This is a genomic window from Bradyrhizobium sp. T-1, from assembly GCF_053592855.1.
In genome coordinates, this window is the sequence record NZ_CM132115.1 from 5,320,101 (window position 1) to 5,338,522 (window position 18,422).

The 18,422-nt window shown below is 63.5% G+C and carries 16 protein-coding genes; 13 read left to right on the forward strand and 3 right to left on the reverse strand.

Annotation, left to right across the window (positions count from 1 at the left end; translation table 11 throughout):
• Nucleotides 1-17 precede the first annotated feature (17 nt).
• Both ACWAT4_RS25760 and ACWAT4_RS25765 read left to right on the forward strand, forming a co-directional pair.
• Nucleotides 18-257: a hypothetical protein gene (locus tag ACWAT4_RS25760; RefSeq protein WP_449728383.1), complete on the forward strand. Its 240-nt coding sequence runs from the start codon at nt 18-20 to the stop codon at nt 255-257.
• Nucleotides 258-354: 97 nt separating this feature from the next.
• The gene (locus tag ACWAT4_RS25765; protein ID WP_212426783.1) at nt 355-2,013 is read left to right on the forward strand and encodes a glycoside hydrolase family 3 protein; all 1,659 of its coding nucleotides are present in this window, start codon (nt 355-357) and stop codon (nt 2,011-2,013) included.
• Nucleotides 2,014-2,099: 86 nt separating this feature from the next.
• Here the strand turns inward: ACWAT4_RS25765 and ACWAT4_RS25770 are convergent, their stop codons facing one another.
• Entirely contained in the window at nt 2,100-3,062 is a 963-nt protein-coding gene (locus tag ACWAT4_RS25770; RefSeq protein WP_212300679.1) for a dihydrodipicolinate synthase family protein, read from the reverse strand.
• Nucleotides 3,059-3,718 carry a GntR family transcriptional regulator gene (locus ACWAT4_RS25775; RefSeq protein ID WP_449728384.1) on the reverse strand — a complete coding sequence of 220 codons (660 nt, stop codon included), beginning with the start codon at nt 3,716-3,718 and terminating at the stop codon, nt 3,059-3,061. Before ACWAT4_RS25775 ends, ACWAT4_RS25770 begins: the two co-directional genes overlap by 4 nt.
• A 59-nt stretch (nt 3,719-3,777) precedes the next feature.
• Here ACWAT4_RS25775 and ACWAT4_RS25780 point away from each other — a divergent pair, with 59 nt between their 5' ends.
• The 6 genes from ACWAT4_RS25780 to ACWAT4_RS25805 all read left to right on the forward strand — a co-directional run bounded on the left by ACWAT4_RS25780 (nt 3,778) and on the right by ACWAT4_RS25805 (nt 12,128).
• Nucleotides 3,778-4,887 (forward strand): aldose 1-epimerase, encoded by a 1,110-nt coding sequence (locus ACWAT4_RS25780; RefSeq protein ID WP_449728385.1) that lies wholly within the window; start codon nt 3,778-3,780, stop codon nt 4,885-4,887.
• 103 nt (nt 4,888-4,990) lie between these two features.
• On the forward strand, nt 4,991-6,949 hold the full coding sequence (locus ACWAT4_RS25785) for an ABC transporter substrate-binding protein (protein ID WP_449728386.1): 1,959 nt from the start codon (nt 4,991-4,993) through the stop codon (nt 6,947-6,949).
• Nucleotides 6,950-7,013: 64 nt separating this feature from the next.
• Nucleotides 7,014-8,000, forward strand: a complete 987-nt coding sequence (locus ACWAT4_RS25790; RefSeq protein WP_212443964.1) for an ABC transporter permease — start codon at nt 7,014-7,016, stop codon at nt 7,998-8,000.
• Nucleotides 8,001-8,015: 15 nt separating this feature from the next.
• Nucleotides 8,016-9,143 carry an ABC transporter permease gene (locus ACWAT4_RS25795; RefSeq protein WP_212300674.1) on the forward strand — a complete coding sequence of 376 codons (1,128 nt, stop codon included), beginning with the start codon at nt 8,016-8,018 and terminating at the stop codon, nt 9,141-9,143.
• The gene (locus tag ACWAT4_RS25800; protein ID WP_212443965.1) at nt 9,140-10,870 is read left to right on the forward strand and encodes an ABC transporter ATP-binding protein; all 1,731 of its coding nucleotides are present in this window, start codon (nt 9,140-9,142) and stop codon (nt 10,868-10,870) included. Before ACWAT4_RS25795 ends, ACWAT4_RS25800 begins: the two co-directional genes overlap by 4 nt.
• Before the next feature lie 55 nt (nt 10,871-10,925).
• Nucleotides 10,926-12,128 (forward strand): mandelate racemase/muconate lactonizing enzyme family protein, encoded by a 1,203-nt coding sequence (locus tag ACWAT4_RS25805; protein WP_212300672.1) that lies wholly within the window; start codon nt 10,926-10,928, stop codon nt 12,126-12,128.
• Nucleotides 12,129-12,246: 118 nt separating this feature from the next.
• On the opposite strand, the gene ACWAT4_RS25810 is transcribed toward ACWAT4_RS25805, so the two are convergent.
• Complete coding sequence (locus tag ACWAT4_RS25810) at nt 12,247-13,242, reverse strand: LacI family DNA-binding transcriptional regulator (RefSeq protein ID WP_449728387.1); 996 nt, start codon at nt 13,240-13,242, stop codon at nt 12,247-12,249.
• A gap of 211 nt (nt 13,243-13,453) precedes the next feature.
• Here ACWAT4_RS25810 and ACWAT4_RS25815 point away from each other — a divergent pair, with 211 nt between their 5' ends.
• The 5 genes from ACWAT4_RS25815 to ACWAT4_RS25835 all read left to right on the forward strand — a co-directional run bounded on the left by ACWAT4_RS25815 (nt 13,454) and on the right by ACWAT4_RS25835 (nt 18,422).
• Entirely contained in the window at nt 13,454-14,698 is a 1,245-nt protein-coding gene (locus ACWAT4_RS25815) for an ABC transporter substrate-binding protein (protein WP_249148780.1), read from the forward strand.
• A 75-nt stretch (nt 14,699-14,773) separates the two neighbouring features.
• A complete protein-coding gene (locus tag ACWAT4_RS25820; protein ID WP_449728388.1) occupies nt 14,774-15,652 on the forward strand; it encodes a carbohydrate ABC transporter permease in 879 nt (292 codons plus the stop codon).
• Nucleotides 15,653-15,657: 5 nt separating this feature from the next.
• Nucleotides 15,658-16,542 (forward strand): carbohydrate ABC transporter permease, encoded by an 885-nt coding sequence (locus ACWAT4_RS25825; RefSeq protein WP_433995258.1) that lies wholly within the window; start codon nt 15,658-15,660, stop codon nt 16,540-16,542.
• Between the two features lie 6 nt (nt 16,543-16,548).
• Nucleotides 16,549-17,634 carry an ABC transporter ATP-binding protein gene (locus tag ACWAT4_RS25830; protein WP_449728389.1) on the forward strand — a complete coding sequence of 362 codons (1,086 nt, stop codon included), beginning with the start codon at nt 16,549-16,551 and terminating at the stop codon, nt 17,632-17,634.
• A 26-nt stretch (nt 17,635-17,660) separates the two neighbouring features.
• The gene (locus ACWAT4_RS25835) at nt 17,661-18,422 is read left to right on the forward strand and encodes a sugar phosphate isomerase/epimerase family protein (protein ID WP_212443969.1); all 762 of its coding nucleotides are present in this window, start codon (nt 17,661-17,663) and stop codon (nt 18,420-18,422) included.

Genomic DNA, 18,422 nt, shown 5'->3' on the forward strand with positions numbered 1-18,422 from the left:
GAGGTCTCTGGTTCCTGATGGTCGCCCTCCAAGGTGTCCATCGCGGCGTGAACCGGCCGATCGTCATGTCGGTCATCCGGTCCGAGTTGCGTGGCTTTGCCTTCGCTGTTCTCAACGCAGTCGTGGAGTCGATCGCCTGGACCATGTACAGTCTCCCTGCCGGTTGGCTCGGCGATATGTTCGGACTAGAACTCGTTTTTCTCCTGATCCTCGACGGCCTCATGCTGCTCAACGGATTACTCATCACACAGCTGTAGTGGACTTACGGTCGCGACGTCGATCACATGTCTGGTTCGATCGAGACCGCCGCGCTCTCCGTGGGTACGGCGCACACTGGTACATAGGATGGCATGTATGAACACCTCTTTCCTCTCCCGCACGCCATTTAATCTGGATGCCCGCGCCATCAGCTGGGTGGAAGCCACCTATCGCGCATTGAGCCTCGAGGAGAAGGTCGGGCAGCTCTTCAATTTCCTGTCCCGCGGGACCGATCCGGACGAACTGGAAAGGCTCGCGCGGCTCCGGCCGGGCGGAATGACCCGCTATTTCGGCTCCGACGGAGAAGCCGAGCGCGCGCGAATAGCCGAGGCGCAAAGGGCTGTGCCGGTCCCGCTGCTCGTCAGCGCCGATCTCGAGGGCTCGCGCATGAGCCTTCCTTTCGGAACACAAGTGCCAAACCCGCTCGCGCTCGCCGCGATCGATGACCTCGACGTCACCAGCGAGGTCTCCCGCATCATTGCAGAGGAAGCCGTCTTCATCGGGGTCAACTGGTCCTTCGCGCCGGTGATAGATATCAACCGCGCGTTTCGCAGCTCGATCGTCGCGACGCGGAGCTTTGGCTCGGACCTCGATACAATCCGCCGTCATGCGTTGACCCACCTCGAGGTGCTGCAAAAGCATGGCATCGCCGCAACGGCCAAGCACTGGCCCGGCGAAGGCTACGATGATCGCGACCAGCATCTGGTGACCACGATCAATCCGCTCCCGATGGAAGAATGGGACGCGACCTTCGGCAGGCTTTATCGCGCTGCAATTGAGGCCGGCGTGCTCTCCATCATGTCGGCGCACATCGCCCTACCAGCATTCGTCAGAAGCCAGCTACCCGACCCCGGCGTCGAGGCCTTCCGGCCGGCGTCGATCAGCAAGCTTCTCAACATCGAATTGTTGCGCGGACGGCTCGGCTTCAACGGCCTGATCGTCTCCGATGCCAGCGAGATGGCCGGCCTCACATCCTGGTGTCGCATGCGCGCGGCCAAATCACAGATCATCGCCAACGGGTGTGACATGATCCTGTTTTCGCGCGCGCCGGAGGAAGACATGGCGGAAGTAGGCCAGGCCGTCGAGAACGGCAGCCTTCCGGTCGAACGCCTCGAAGACGCCGTTCTGCGCGTCCTCGCGCTCAAGGCCTCGCTCGGACTGCACGATGCAACGCGCCCGCGGCCTGCCGGTGCGATGGCGCGTGCCTCCGACAAGGCCGTTGCCGACGCGGCTCTGCGACGCGCGCCCACCTTGGTGAAGGACACCATCGGTCTCTTGCCCATCAATCCGCAAAGCCACCGGCGTGTCCTGGTGATATCGGGCGGAATTGTCAGTCCTCTCCACGGCACGCCGGGGGAATTCAAACTCCCCGCGATGCTGACCGCCGAGGGTTTCGAGGTGACGGTTCACCAGCAGCAGCCTCTCGTGGATCCCACCGACTTCGATCTGGTTCTTTACCTGCTCGGAGAGGAAACTTTGCTGACCCGCGGCCGCATCTTTCTCGATTGGGCAAAGCTTGGCGCCGACTTCGTCGGCGCTATGCGGCGTTACTGGCACGACATCCCGACTGCCATCATCTCCTTCGGCTATCCCTATTATCTCTATGATGCGCCCCGCGCACCGGTCTACATCAATGCCTACTCTACGCTCGACGAAATGCAGGCCGCGGTCGTCGACTTGCTGAGGGGACGGTCTCCATGGAATCGGAGCAGTCCCGTTGATCCTTATTGCGGACTCGAAGACGCCAGGTATTAGCGAGATCTGGATTTCACGAAGGTGCTACGGCGAATCGCCGCTTAGACGGCATGGGATTGGATGAGGCACCAATCGGTCGTTCGGTCTCAAATCTGGTGGAGCGGGGCCACGTCAACCGATGCGTCAATCCGCGCAACCGGCGCGGGGGCCGGCACATTCCACGCTCGCAACACTTCGGCGAGGGTCGCGCGGTCGCTGTCGTCGAGTTGCGGCAGGCCGGGCAGCCGCACGGGACCGACCGGAAATCCGATCAGCCGCAGCGCCTCCTTGACCACCGTGACATTGGCGCCGTTGCCGAAACGCGTCCGCATCGTCTCGAACCTGGCGATGGTATCGACGAGTTCGCGGACCCGGTCGAACCGGCCGGCCTCGAGCGCGGCATGAATGGCCAGTGAACGGACGGGATCGACGTTGACGAGCCCCGACGTGAAGCCCCTCGCCCCAACCGCATAGAAGGCGGGCGCCCAGCCCTCGGCAAGACCGCACACCCACAATGCGGTCGACCCCGTACTGGAGCGGATACACTCGGACAGCAGCATCAGGTTGGTGGTGGCGAATTTCACACCGGCGACATTCGGATGGTTGGCAACGCTCAAGATGTCGCCGAGGCTCATCGCGTCCGAGCGGACATAGGCAATGAGCGGTATGTCCACCGCATCCGCGATCGCCTTGAAGTAGGCTGCTTGCGCCTGCGGCGCTGCAAACGGATCGAGCGGCTGATGCGCCATCAAGGCGTCGGCGCCCTTGTCTCTCGCCCGCCGGCCGAGCTCGATCGCCTCCTTCAGCGAGCGCCCGACACCGGCGGTCAGCAGCGAGCGTCCCGCATTGGCTTCGATGGCGCCATCATGCACGGCGCGGACTTCGTCGGCTGTCAAAGCGTAGAACTCGCCGGTGTTGCCGGCGGACACGATGTTGTGGATTCCCGCGCCCGCGATCCGATCGATGATGCGGCCGAGCAACGGGCCGTCAATGTCGCCGCTCGTGGCGTAGGGCGTGACATGCACGCCCGAAATGCCCTCGAGCGCCGCTCTCACTTTCTTCAAACTCATGAATTGTGCTCCTTCGCAGCACGGACAGCTTGGGGAGCAGTTTGCGGTTGCCCGCGGTTTTCGAAGGCGGCCTTGACGTGCTGCCGCGCAGAACGGACCACGTGATCGCGCATTTCCCGCTCGGCTGTGTCGCTGTCGCGACGGGCCAGCGCTTCGTAGATGGTTCGATGCTCGCGGAGGGCGCGGCCCCGTTCCGCCGCGTCGCTCAGGATGAATTGACGCGCGGTATGCACATAGACTTGTTGCCCGACCAGAATGCGCTGCAGATAGCTGCAACGCGAGATCTCGTGGATGGCATCGTGAAACAACTCGTTGAGCTTGATTAGGTCGTCAGTCGCGCTCGCCGCGGTCGCCTCGGCCATTTTGCTCACAATGGCAGCCAGCCGCGCGACCCCTTCATCGTCGATGCGCGACGCCGCCATGCGGGCGATCATGCTCTCGAGCGCGGCGCGGGCCAGCGCCATCTCTTCGGCCTGCTCGGCATCGAAGGTCACGCGGATGCCGCGGCGCGGCTCCGCCACGACCAGGCCCTCGGCTTCGAGCTGACGCAACGCCTCCTTCAGCGGCGTGGTGCTGACGCCGAGCTGCTCCGCCATCTGCCGTTCGTTGAGCACCGCTCCGGACGGCAGCTCGCCGGCGATGATGGCGCGACGCAACTCCTCGCGGACATGCGCACGCAGCCCTTTCAGATAAACCGGATCGACCGGCTGAAGCCTTGGCGGCACGCTGCTCTCCCTGGACGCAGGTCATGCGCCCAAACTTTTTTGATATTGGTCAAACGCATTACTGGACAGCCGTGAAATTTGATATATCAAATTCACCCCATGTCAATAAGCCGGCAGGAAGCCGGCCACAGGGATGGAAACGAATGCGCAAAGAGACGGCGCACATTGCGCGGGCCGCATCGTTCGATGAGCCGCATGTGCCTGCATCCGTTTGCAATCTGGCCGCGGGCGCGATGCACGCGGCGGTGCGACCGCATGACGGAGGACGGTTGGCATCGCTTTGGCGCGAGGCGCCCGGCAACCGTCGCACCGACGTCCTCGTTCCCTTGGCCGCCGGCAGCTTTGATCCGCTTGTCTGGCCCAAAGCCGGCACCTATCCACTGGTCCCCTATTCGAACCGCATCCGCAACGCCGCTTTCCGATTCGGTGAAACCCTCGTCCAGCTCGCGTCACACCCGGCCACCGCGCCCCATTCGCTGCATGGCTTCTGCCAACAACGCCCTTGGAGCGTGACCGCGCAGACGGCGACACAGGTCGAGATGCGTTATCGCCATGAGCCCGCCCATGCGCCTGATGCCTGGCCCTGGGCCTTCGAGGCGATCCAGCGGATCATGCTCGATCCGACCGGCCTGATCCACGAGATCGGCGTGGAGAGCCGCGCCGACACGCCGATGCCGATGGGATTGGGGATCCATCCCTACTTCGCAGTGTCGATCGGCGATCGCTTTCAATTCAAGACAGATGCGATCTGGGAGGCAGACGCTGACGGATGCGGCCGACGTCTGCGCGCGTTCGCCAACAATGAGCGTCTGCACGACCTCCGCCACGGCGCGATGGAAACCACGATCTACTATGCAGGCTGGAGCGGCACGGCATCGCTGCATCGGCAAGATGGCACGACGATCGTGATGGAGACCGCCGCTCCGCTCGATCACCTTGTTGTCCATGCGCCATCCAGCGGAGCTTACCTCTGCCTCGAACCGGTCAGCCACGTGGCGGACGCCTTCAATCTCGCGCCGGCCGGACTGCCCGAGACCGGGATGCGCGTGCTGCATCCCGGCGAAACGCTTTGGGCCAGCGTGCGGATCACGGTGACATGATGACATCACGACCATCACCATGACCGAGCCGAACGACGCGACGGCGCCATCAAGAACCACAAAGGCCGAATGGCCGCAACACACATCTCAACCGGGAGGAACCATGAGCGAGGACATCCAGCAAAGGACGACTCACTGCCGCCGACTCGACCGCCGCGCCGTGCTGAAGGGATTTGCCGGCGCAACCGCGCTTTCCGCGCTGCCTTATGCGGCGCGCGCCGAGGGCGCCAAGGAAGCGCCGGCGCTCGCCAAACTCGCGGCGGACGGCAAGCTGGCGCCGCTGGCGGATCGCATCTCGGCAAACCCGATGGTCGTCACCGTCGAGAAGGTCGGCCGCTATGGCGGCGCGCTGCGGCGCGGACTGCGCGGCTCGGCCGACCACAACGGTATCCTGCGCATGGTCGGCAATCAGGGCCTGGTGCGCTGGAATCTCGCCTTTACCGAGGTGCTGCCGAATGTTGCCGACAAATGGGAGGTGAACGCCGATTCCACCGAATTCACCTTCCATCTCCGCAAGGGCATGAAGTGGTCGGATGGCCATCCGTTCACGGCGGACGATATCGTCTTCGCCATCGAGGACTGCGCCAAGAATACCGAGCTTTATAAATCGCCGCCGACCCCGATCGTGATCGGTGGCAAGGCCGGCACCGTCACCAAGATCGACGACACCACCGTGAAGTTCACCTTCGCTGGTCCGTACGCGCTGTTTCTGGAGCAGATGGCGACGCCGCTCGGACAGCATCCAACGCTGTTCGCGAAGCACTATTGCAGCCAGTTCCACCCGAAGTACAATCCGGCGGTGGCCGATCTCGTCAAGGCCGCGAACCTCTCCGACTGGGGCACGCTGTTCCGCAACAAGTGCGGCGACATCGAAATTCCCACGCGTTGGGGTAACGCCGATAAACCGACACTCGATCCGTGGGTCATCAAGGAGCCCTACACCGGCGGCGCGACGCGCGTGGTGATGGAGCGCAATCCCTACTTCTGGCAGGTCGACACCGCCGGCAACCAGCTTCCCTATATCGACAGGCTCAACTTCAACATCTCGCAGGACGTCGAGTCGCTGATGCTCGATGTGATCTCCGGCCGCCTCGACATCCAGGAACGCCATATCGACACGCTGCAAAACAAGCCGACGCTGTCGCAGAACATGCAGAAGGGCGGCTATCGCCTGATCGAACTGATCAATTCCGGATCCCAGCAAGTTCAGATCTACCTGAACCTCACGCACAAGGATCCGAAGATGCGGGAGATGTTCGCCAACAAGGAATTTCGCAAGGCACTATCGCTCGGCATGAACCGCAGCGAAATCATCGAGCTGGTCTATCTCGGACAATCGCAGTCCTATCAGGCCGGGCCGCGGCCGGGGCATCCCTGGTATCATGCCGCTCTGGCGACGCAGTTCAGCGAGTTCGATCAGCCCCAGGCCAATGCCATCCTCGACAAGCTCGGCTATGCCAAGAAGGACGCCAACGGCTTCCGGCTGCGCCCGGACGGACAGAAGATCTTCTTCGCCATCGACGTGATCCCGACACTCTACCCGGATGAGGTCGATGCGCTCGAACTGGTGAAGCGGCACTGGGCGGATATCGGCATCGACATCAAGGTCAACACCATCGAGCGCGCGCTCTACTACACGCGCGGCGACAACAATGACCACGATGCAGCGGTGTGGCCCGGCCCCGGCGGCCTCGACCCGATGCTCGATCCGCGCGACTTCTTCGCGCAGCACACTCAGGGCTCGCGCTACGCCGTGCCGTGGGCGCAATGGTACGTCTCCGGCGGCAAGGATGGCCAGGAGCCGCCCGAGAGCCAGAAGCAGCGCATGAAGCTGTTCGATCAGGCTCGCGCCACCGCCGACCTGCAGAAGCGCGGCGAAATCATGAAGCAGCTGTTCGATCTCACGGCCGACGCTTTCGAGACCATCGGCATTTGCCTGGCGGTGAACGCCTTCGGCATCTGCAAGACTAACCTCGCGAACGTGCCGGCGAAATATCCGAACTCGTGGTCGTGGCCCAATCCAGGCCCGGCCCTGCCGCAGCAATTCTTCTTCTCAACGTGATCGGCCTTGAGCCCGGCCGCACCGCGCGGTGTGCCGGGCTCTAATTCCCTGAACAGGCAGGACCATGCTCCGCTTCATCGCCAAGCGCCTTCTCTGGATGGTGCCCTCGCTCATCGTGGTGAGTTTCCTGGCGTTCGTCCTCATCCAGCTGCCTCCCGGCGATTACGTCACGACCTTTATCGCGACGCTGGCCGCGTCGAACGAGGTCGTCGACCAGACCACCGCCGCCGACCTGCGCGCCCGCTTCGGGCTCGATCAGCCGATGATCATCCAGTATCTGAAATGGATCAGCGGCATTCTGCTGCACGGCGATTTCGGCCTCAGCTTCGAATGGCAGCAGCCGGTCAGCAACCTGATCTGGGAACGGATGGCACTGACGCTGGTGCTGACGTTTTCGACCCTGCTCGCCACCTGGGGCATCGCGCTACCGGTCGGCGTCTTCTCGGCGGTCAAGAAATATTCGATCGGCGACTACGTCGTCACCTTCTTCAGTTTCCTCGGACTCGCGATTCCCAGCTTCCTGCTCGCGCTGGTGCTGATGTACATCGCCGCCGTCGAATTCGGCCAGGAGGTCGGCGGACTTTTCTCCGAGGCCTATGTCAACGCGCCCTGGAGCTTCGGCAAGATCCTCGACCTGCTGCACCATCTCTGGATTCCAGTCATCATCCTCGCGGCCTCCGGCACCGCCAGCCTGATCCGCGTCATGCGCGCAAACATGCTGGACGAGCTCAACAAGCCCTACGTCACCACCGCGCGCGCGAAAGGCCTGTCGGAATTCCATCTCCTGGTGAAATACCCGCTGCGGCTCGCGCTCAATCCCTTCATTTCGACGATCTCCTGGTTGCTTCCGAACCTCGTCTCCGGTTCGATCATCGTCGCCATCGTGCTCAGTCTGCCGACGGCGGGACCGCTTCTGCTGCAGTCCCTGATGAGCCAGGACATGTATCTGGCCGGCGCCTTCGTCCTCCTGATCTGCGCACTGACGCTGGTCGGCTCGCTCATCAGCGACATCCTGCTCGCCCTCGTCGACCCGCGCATCAGGCTTGAATAGGCCGGGATCAAAATCATGACCGATATCGCCATTTCACACGTCGACAGCCGCCAGCTCGCGGTCGCATCGCAGTGGCAACTGGTGTGGTGGGCGTTCAAGCGCCACCGCCTCGCCATGGCCGGGCTCGTCGTTACCGCGTTCTTCTACATCGTCGCCGCAGCGCCCGGCTTCTTCGCCGTCAACGATCCGTCGCAGCAGAATGCGCGCGCCGCCTACCACCCGCCCCAGGTGGTCCATATCATCGACACCGCAGCCGACGGCAGCTGGTCGATCCGGCCCTACATCCATCCCTATGCGCTCAAGCGTGATCCGCAGACGCTGCAGGCGGTCTACCACGAGGATGAGGCGCGCAAGAGCTACATCCGGTTCTTCGGCACCGGCTACGCCTACAAGCTGTTTGGCCTGTTCGATACCACGACCCATCTGATCGCCACCGACAACAAGAATCAGCCGGTGTTCCTGTTCGGCGCCGACCGGCTCGGCCGCTGTGTCTATAGCCGCATCATGCAGGGCGCTCAGATCTCGTTGTCGGTCGGTCTCGCCGGCGTGCTGCTGTCGCTAACCATCGGCATCGTGCTCGGTGGGCTTTCCGGGTATTATGGCGGACGGATCGATTTCGCAGTCCAGCGGCTGATCGAGTTCGTGCTGTCGCTGCCCAGCATTCCGATCTGGCTCGCGCTGTCGGCGGCCCTGCCGCACGATTGGCCAGCGACGCTCAACTACTTCATGATCACGCTGATCCTCTCCCTCACCGCCTGGGCCCAGCTCGCGCGCGTCGTACGCGGCCGCTTCCTCAGCCTGCGCACCGAGGAGTTCGTCACCGCGGCACGACTCGACGGCGCGTCCGAATGGCGGGTGATCTTCCGTCACATGCTGCCGAGCTTTACCAGCCACATCATCGCGTCGATCTCGCTGGCGATCCCGGCCATGATCCTGGCGGAAACCTCGCTGAGCTTCCTCGGCCTCGGCCTGCAGCCACCGACCATTTCGTGGGGCGTGCTGCTGCGCGAAGCCCAGAACATCCGATCAATCGCAACCGCGCCGTGGCTGTTTGCACCCGGCGCCGCAGTGGTGATCGCCGTGATCGCCCTCAATTTCCTGGGAGACGGGCTGCGCGACGCCGCAGATCCGTACAACAAATGAGCCTGATCGATCTCGCAACCCATGCCGGCGCGCGCACGGCAACACCTCCCTCGCTCATTCTCGAGGTGAAGGATCTCGTGACGCACTTCCCGGTACGAAGCGGCGTCGTCAGGGCCGTCGATGGCGTGTCGCTGACGCTCGAGCGCGGCAAGACGCTCTGCATCGTCGGCGAAAGTGGCTCGGGCAAAAGCGTGACCGCCCGTTCGATTCTACAGATCGTGGATGCGCCCGGCCGCATCGTGTCCGGCGCGATGATGCTGCACCGAGCTGACGGAACGTCGGTGGACCTCGCCAAGCTCAATCCCCGCGGACGGGAGATCCGCGCGGTACGCGGCCGCGAGATCGCGATGATCTTCCAGGAACCGATGTCGTCGCTATCGCCGGTCCACACCGTCGGCGACCAGATCATGGAGGTGTTGCGGCTGCATCTCGACATGGGAAAGAAGCAGGCCCGCGCGCGCTGCGTCGAGCTGCTCAAGCAGGTCGAGATCCCCAATGCCGAGCGGGCCATCGACCGCTACACCTTCGAATTCTCCGGTGGCATGCGCCAGCGCGTCATGATCGCGATGGCGTTGGCCTGCAACCCTTCGCTCCTGATCGCCGACGAGCCCACGACCGCGCTCGACGTCACCACGCAGGCGGAGATCCTCGACCTGATCCGGCGGCTGCAGCAGCAGCACGGCATGGCCGTGATGTTCATCACCCACGACATGGGCGTCGTCGCCGAGATAGCCGATGACGTGCTGGTGATGCATCGCGGCAAGGTGATGGAGAGCGGCACGGTGGACGCCATCTTCCATTCGCCGCAGAACGATTATACGCGAATGCTGATCGGCTCCGTGCTGAAGCTGGAGCAGAAGGCTGAGATCCGGCTTCGTCGCGCCCCGATCGCCGACGAGACGCTGCCGGTGCTGCAGGTCCGCAACCTCACCATGCAGTTCGGTTCTGGAAAAAACGCGCTCAAGGCCGTCGACGATGTCTCGCTGACCGTGAAGCCAGGCGAGACGCTGGGCATTGTCGGTGAGTCCGGATCGGGCAAGACCACCATGGGACGTTGCTTGCTGCGGATCTACGATCCCAGCGCCGGCGCGATCGAGTATCGCCGGCCGGACGGCAGTACCCTCGATCTCGTCAGGGCCGACAAGGAGACGCTGAAGGCCTGCCGGCGCGAGATACGCATGATCTTCCAGGACCCTGTCGGCTCGCTCAATCCACGCATGACGGTGGCCCAGATCGTCGGCGAGCCGCTGCTCGTCAACAGGATCGCGGCCGGCAAGGAGCTCGACGACCGTGTAGCCGATCTGCTGCAGCAGGTCGGTCTGGAGCCGTCCTGGCGCGAGCGCTACCCGCACGCTTTCTCCGGCGGCCAGCGCCAGCGGATCGGCATTGCGCGCGCGATCGCGCTCAATCCGCGCATCATCGTCGCCGACGAGGCGACGTCCGCGCTCGACGTCTCGCTGCGGTCGCAGATGCTTGACCTGATGATGGGCCTGCAGGACAAGCTCGGACTGTCTTACGTCTTCATCAGCCACGACATCGGCGTGATCCGCTACATGTGCGATCGCGTGGCGGTGATGTATCGCGGCCGGGTGGTGGAAACCGGCTCCGCCGAGCAGGTCTGCAACGCGCCGACCCACGCCTACACGCAGGCGCTGCTGTCGGCCATTCCGCGACCGGACCCGCGGGCACGCAGCATTCACCGGCGGCACCGCTACACGGCGGCCTGAAACAATCCCAGCGTCGGTTCCGGCGCGAGAACAAGCAAATGGATGGAGATAATCCGTGAAGATCGACCGCCTGCGGGCCTTTATGTCACGCGACAAGGACCGCCCTCGCCTGATCATTGCCATCGATACCGACGACGGGCTGACCGGCTGGGGCGAGTGCTACAATCACGGACCCGACAAGGCGCTGGAGCCGCTGCTGGACTATCTGTTCACCTTCATCCGCGGCGAAGATCCGCGGCGGATCGAATATCTGATCCAGTATCTGCTGCAGCAATGCCGCTTTCCGCCCGGCGCGCTGGGCCTTGCCGCGATCTCCGCGGTCGATCATTGCCTCTGGGACATCTCGGCCAAGGCGCTCAACGTCCCGGTCTACCGGCTGCTCGGCGGCAACGTGCGCGACCGCGTCCGCGTCTATGCCGGTGTCTATACCGCGCCTGACGCAGCGATTGCCCGCGACGAATTCGACAGGCTCAACGCTGAATGGGGCCTGACGGCCTTCAAGCTCAGCCCCTACCGGATCGACATGCATGCGCAACGCTGGGGCGAGGTCGTGCGTACCAGTGCGGAGTATTTCCGCAAGCTGCGCGAGACGGTGCGCCCGGACTACGAGATCGCTTTCGACGCGCACGCCAAGATCTTCGAGGTCGGACAGGCGATCCAGCTCGGCAATGCGCTCGCGCCCTATGATCCCCTATTCTTCGAAGAGCCGATCCGACCCGAGAACATCGAGGCCTGGGGCGAGCTGAAGCGCGGGCTCACCTGCACGCTCGCGACCGGAGAGTCCCTCTACAACCGCTTCGAATTCCTGCGGCTGCTGTCGGTCAAGGGCTGCGACATCATCCAGCCCGACATCTGCGTGGTCGGCGGGATTTCGGAAATGCGGCGGATCGCCACCCTGGCCGAGGCGCACTACGTGACCGTCGCCCCGCACAATCCGATGGGACCGCTCGCCACCGCCGTGAATCTGCATTTCTCCGCTGCGCAGCCGAACTTCCGGATCCTCGAATACCGACTGCCGCACGGCGCGGCCTATGCCTTCGGCGACGGCAGCGGCGATCCCAACATCACGCCAGACCGCTCGCAGGACACCTTGTACGTCAAGGACCCTTACCTGCCGAAGGACGGCTATCTCGAGTTGCGGCCCGATCGACCGGGCTGGGGCGTCGAGATGGACATGGAAGTGCTCGGCAAGGAGGATTACGTTCATTGGCAGCGCAAGGTGCCGCGCCGTCCGGACGGATCGACGGCCTACGCGTAAAGAGGAGGATACCGGTCCAGCGCAGTGTCGTCCGCCCTGGATGGTTCGGACTCGTAGCCACCGCCTGCAGCGGGGACCGGGTAAACTTCGTTGTGACGGAACGAAGGCGAGCCCGGCCTCATGCAGGGGGCCGGCACGTGCTGTCCCGTAAGATCAGCTTAGCGGGAAGCTGGGTCTCCTTCCTGATCGGAGCCCTGCCCGTTGTCATGAGCGCGATCAATTCAGCCGCAGCCGTCGCACCGAGATCACGACGGGGCTGGACGACGGTCGTCAGAGTCGGCTCGCAATAGTTCGAATAAGCAATGCCGTCAAAGCCGACGACGGAAAGATCCTTCGGGACCTGCAGGCCCGCCGCGCGCACCGTTTTGATCAGGCCAATGGCCATCTCGTCATTGGCTGCAAACAGCGCGGTCGGCCGCGCCGCCGGTTTGAGCCCCAGCAGCGCCCGGCCGGCGTCGACACCGGTGCGGAAAGTGAAGTCGCCACGCAGGATCAAGCCTTCGTCAACCGCGATCCCCGTTCCCTGCAAGGCCTGCCGGTAGCCCGCAAAACGCTGCTGCTCGAGAATGTTGGACTTCGGTCCAGACAGATAGGCGATACTTCTGTGTCCCAGCTCCACCAGGTGCCGCACCGCCTCGCTCGCCGTGCCGATATTGTCGATTGTGACCTGAGGGAAGCTCTCACCGGAAATGTACTCGCAGGCGGCAACCAGTGGCACGCGCGCGTCGCGCAAGTCGCGGTTGGGGCTGCGCATGACATGGCCGCACAAGAGCAGCACACCGTCAACCTGGCCGGCGCACACCAGGTCGACATAGCGCGCCTCCTTCTCCGGGGATCCGGCCAGGTTGGCGATGATGAGCCCGTAGCCGGCGGCCGACAACGTATCGTCGATGCCCTCCAAAACCTCGGCGAAGAACGGGTTCGCGATGTCCGGCACCGCCACCAGCACGACCATGGTCTTTCGGACACGCAGGTTCCGTGCGGAAATGTTCGGCGTGTAGCCGGTTTCACGCACGGCGGCGAGCACGCGCGTTCGGGTCTCCTCGATCACGACCTCGGGCCGCGCCAAGGTCCGGCTGACGGTCGCAACCGAGACGCCGGCCAGCCGCGCCACGTCGGCGATCTTGGCCGCACCTGGCCGTGTCACTCTGGGTCGTTTGGCCATGTCGAGCCTCGCCGCCGCGGCGTGATAACGGGACTTGCAAAAACTCGAAGTTCTGCTACGATGAAAATGTAATCGATTACATCCGGTATGTAAAGCCGCAACGAGCCCCAAGGGCCGCAAGACGAATTACACAAGCCTGCAAAGGCAGATCCGGGAGGGAATGATGAAGCGCACACTGTTCGCATCGGTGGCGATTGTCGCCGCGGCCTGGGCCTCGGTGCCGGTCTCCGCAGAGGAGATGAAGGCCGAGGTCATTCACTGGTGGACCTCTGGCGGCGAGGCCGCCGCAGTGAAGGTGTTTGCCGATCAATTCACCAAGGCCGGCGGCACCTGGATCGACAGCGCGGTCGCTGGCGCGGCAAATGCACGAAACGCCGCAATCAGTCGCACCGTCGCCGGCAATCCGCCGACCGCCATGCAGCTCAACACCGGCAAGCAGTTCGACGAGTTGGTGGAAGGCGGCCTGCTCGCTGACATCGACGCGATTGCAACCGAAGGCAACTGGAAAGGCGTGATGCCCGCTGCGATCATTGCCGCGGCGACCCGCGAAGGCAAGATGTATGCGGTGCCGATCAACATCCATGGTCAGAATTGGCTCTGGTACAACAAGGCCGTGCTCGCCTCCGTCGGCGCCGACGAGCCGAAGACCTGGAATGACGCTCTCGCCATTCTCGACAAGCTCAAGGCCGAGGGCAAGGTGATCCCGCTGGCCTTCTCGGGCCAGAAGAACTGGGAGCAAAACCTCTTCAACGCGGTCATGATCGGTGTCGGCGGCGCACAGATGTGGACCGGCATACTCGGCAAGCGCGACGCGTCGCTGGCAGGGAGCGCCGAATTCAAGGCGGTGGCCGTCACGTACAAGAAGCTCAAGGACTATGTCGATCCCGGCGCTCCCGGCCGCAACTGGAATGACGCGACCAACCTCGTCATCCAGGGCAAAGCCGGAATGCAGATCATGGGCGACTGGGCCAAGGGTGAATTCATCGCGGCGGGCAAGGTCGCCGACAAGGACTATGGCTGCACGGTGCTGTCCAATGGCCATGGCGGCTATGTGATGGGCGGCGACGTGTTCGTATTCCCGAAAGCGAAAGACCCATCCACGACAAAGGCGCAGATGACATTGGCGCGGCTGATGCTGACGCCCGAGACCCAGATCCAGTTTGCGCTCAAGAAGGGTTCGATCCCGGTCCGTAGCGATGTCGATACGTCCGCACTCGACGCTTGCGCCCAAAAGGGCATGCGCTATGTCGCAGACAAAGCCCAGCAAATGCCGTCCGGCGACATGCTGGCGCCGCCTGCGCTGATCGGCGCGCTGCAGGATGCCATCTCGCAATATTGGAACACCAATATGAGCGCAGATGAATTCTCTGCCAAGGTCGTTGCGGCGCTGAAGTCCCAGGAGTGATGCATGACGAGAGGCGGTTGACGACCTGTCGGCCGCCTCTCCTGCCCGTCAACCTCTCTCTAATCCGGCGATACGATGCGTCTTTCGCTGAACTCCCGACTTTCCGCGATCTCCGCGCTCTTGCCGGCGTTGCTGGTGATGCTCGTCGTCTATATCGGCGCCACGAGCTGGACCGTCTGGATCTCGCTGACCAGTTCGCGCATGCTGCCGAACAACAATTTCGTCGGGCTCCGGCAGTATCAGATATTGCTCGGCAACGACCGCTGGATCACCTCGGTCCACAACATCGTCATCTACGGTGTGCTGTTCGTTTCGCTCGCGCTTCTGATCGGCTTCCTGTTGGCGGTTGCGATCGATCAGCGGGTACGCGCCGAGGACACGATCCGCTCGATCTATCTCTACCCCTATTCGATGTCCTTCGTCGTCACGGGGCTGGTCTGGCAATGGCTCCTCAACCCGACGCTCGGCATCCAGCATGTGCTGCGCAGCTGGGGCTTCGAAGGCGCGACGTTCGACTGGATCGTACGGCCGGAGACCGCAATCTACTGCCTGGTCGTCGCGGGCGTCTGGCAGGCTTCGGGACTGGTGATGGCCATCATGCTCGCCGGCCTGCGCGGCGTCGACGAGGAGATCTGGAAGGCGGCGCGAGTCGACGGCCTGCCGAAATGGCGGGTCTATGTGTCGATCATCATTCCGATGATGGGGGCGAGCTTTGCCACCGCCGCGGTGCTGCTCTCGACAGGCGTGGTGCGCCTCTACGACCTCTCGGTCGCGATGACCAATGGCGGGCCCGGCATCGCTTCGGAGGTTCCCGCCAAGTTCGTCATGGATCATCTGTTCGAACGCGCCAATATCGGACTTGCGACGGCGGCGGCCACGACCATGCTGATCACGGTGGTCGCGGTGGTGGCGCCCTATCTCTACTGGCGCACACGCAAAGGAGAGGTACGATGACTGCAGTGGCGCAGACTTTGCCCGCTGCACGGCGGTCGAAGCGCATGACCCCGGCGCGCTGGGGCCTCTATGCCTTCATCTTCATTACCGCGCTCTACTTCCTGCTGCCGCTCTACGTGATGGTCGTCACTTCGCTGAAGCCGATGGCAGAGATCCGGCAAGGCAATCTGTTGGCCTTGCCGATAGCGCCCAGCATCGACGCGTGGGTCAAGGCCTGGACGTCGGCCTGCACCGGACTGACGTGCCAGGGCATCAAGGTCGGTTTTCTCAACTCGCTGCGTATCCTGGTGCCGTCGGTCGCGATCTCCATCCTGGTCGGATCGCTCACCGGCTACGCGCTGTCACTATGGCGTGTGCGCGGCGCCAACATCCTGTTCGGCGCGATGATGGTCGTCGCGTTCATTCCATATCAGGTGTTCATCTACCCCTTGGTTCGCGTGTTCTCCTTCACCGGGCTCGGGCAGTCGCTCTTCACCATCGTGATCATCCACACGATTTTCGGCCTTCCAACGATGACGCTGCTATTCCGCAACTATTTCGCATCGCTTCCGGTGGAGTTGTTCAAGGCCGCCCGCGTCGACGGCGCCGGCTTCTACCAGATCTATGCCCGGATCATGATGCCGATGGCCACTCCCATGATCGTGGTCGCGGTGATCTTGCAGACGACCGGCATCTGGAACGATTTTATCCTTGGGCTGGTCTTCGCCGGCCGCGACAATCTGCCGATGACGGTGCAGCTCAATAACATCGTCAATTCGACGCAAGGTGAGCGCGCCTACAATGTGGACATGGCGGCAACGCTGCTGACTGCGCTATTGCCGCTCGCCGTTTATTTCGGATCCGGCCGCTGGTTCGTGCGCGGCATCGCCGCCGGCGCGGTGAAAGGCTGACCCAGCATGCAGAAATCGAACGTCGATATCAGGAGCCTCCAGATCGGCTTTGGCGGCCTGAAGGTCTTGGAGAATCTCGATCTCCATGTCGGCGCGTCCGAGTTCCTCGTGCTGCTCGGGCCCTCCGGCTGCGGAAAGTCGACCTTGCTCAACGCCATCGCCGGGTTGATCGAGGTCAAGGGTGGCGAGATCCACATCGGCGGCCGTGATGTCACCTGGGCAGAACCGAAGGATCGCGGCATCGCGATGGTATTCCAGAGCTACGCGCTCTATCCGCGCATGAGCGTGCGCCGGAACATGTCGTTCGGGCTGAAGGTTGCGCGCACACCGCAGAGCGAGATCGAGCGCCGGGTCGCTGAGGCCGCGCAGATGCTGCGGCTCACCAATCTCCTCGAACGCCGCCCCAGCGAGCTCTCGGGCGGCCAGCGCCAGCGCGTCGCGATCGGACGGGCGCTCGTGCGTCATGCCGGCGTGTATTTGTTCGACGAGCCGCTCTCCAATCTGGACGCCCAGCTGCGCGCCGAGCTCCGGGTCGAGATCAAGCGGTTGCACGCACGGCTCGGCGCCACGATGATCTACGTGACGCACGATCAGATCGAGGCGCTGACTCTCGCGGACCGGATCGCCGTGATGCAGGGTGGCGTGATCCAGCAGCTCGATACGCCGAAGAAGATCTATCGCGAGCCCGTCAACCGCTTCGTCGCTTCTTTCGTCGGCTCACCCGCAATGAACTTCATTCCCGGCAAGCTCGCGCGTGGCAGCGAGGTCGCATTCATCGCCGGCGTAAACCGGCTGAGCCTGACCGGTTACGCCTTCCGCGGCCAGCCGACCGAGGCGCCGGCCGTTCTCGGCATACGGCCCGAGCATATCGAGTTGACTGCGTCCAACGATCCGTCGTCTGTGTCCGCGCGTGTCGAGATGGTCGAGCCGATGGGCGCCGACACGTTGATCTGGTGCCGCCTTGCTGATGGCACCGCCTTCTCCCTCCGCCATGACGCCGACACGCAAGTGCGTGTGGGAGACACGTTGACCGTCCGCTTCCCCGCCGACGCCATGTCGCTGTTCGACGAGACGAGCGGACAGCGCCTTTAGATCTTTCACCCAGCAGAAAGCGAGACATGACCAAGCCGATCGACCGATTCTCCATTCAGCTCTATTCTGCCCGCTCCATCACCCCGCTCGAGGCGCAGTTCGCGCTGCTGTCCGGCCTCGGCTACACCATGGTCGAGCCCTGGGGTGCGCTGTTCAACGATCCCGAGACATTGAAGAGGCTCCTCGATGTCCACGGGATGACCGCGCCGAGTGCCCATGTCGGGCTCGACCGACTGCGCGAGGATGCGGTCGGCACGGCGAGGATGTGCAAGGGACTCGGCATCGAAACCATCTTCGCACCGGCCCCACCCTTGGGCGAGCGCGAGGGCGGAGAAAAGGAATGGCGCGGCATCGGGCGCGAGCTTGCCGAAATCGGAAAGGCGGTGACGAGCGAGGGAGTCAAATTCGGCTGGCACAACCATCATTGGGAATATGGCCGCAGCGCGAGCGGCAAGACTTATCTCGAATGCCTATTCGAGGAGGCCCCCGACCTCGTCTGGGAGGCCGATCTCGCCTGGATCGTGCGGGGTGGCGGCGATCCGGTCGCCGAAATCAAGAAGCATGCGCAGCGCCTGGTCGCCTGCCACATCAAGGATCTCGCGCCATCGGGGCAGTGCGCCGACGAGGACGGCTGGGCCGATCCCGGGTACGGCATCATGGACTGGCCGGCGCTGCGCGCGGCGATGAGGGAGGCCGGGGTTTCTCTGTTTGTCGCTGAACACGACAAGCCGAACGACGTTGCTCGTTTCGCCCGCAGGGCGCGCGAGACCGTGTCGTCGTGGGCGTGA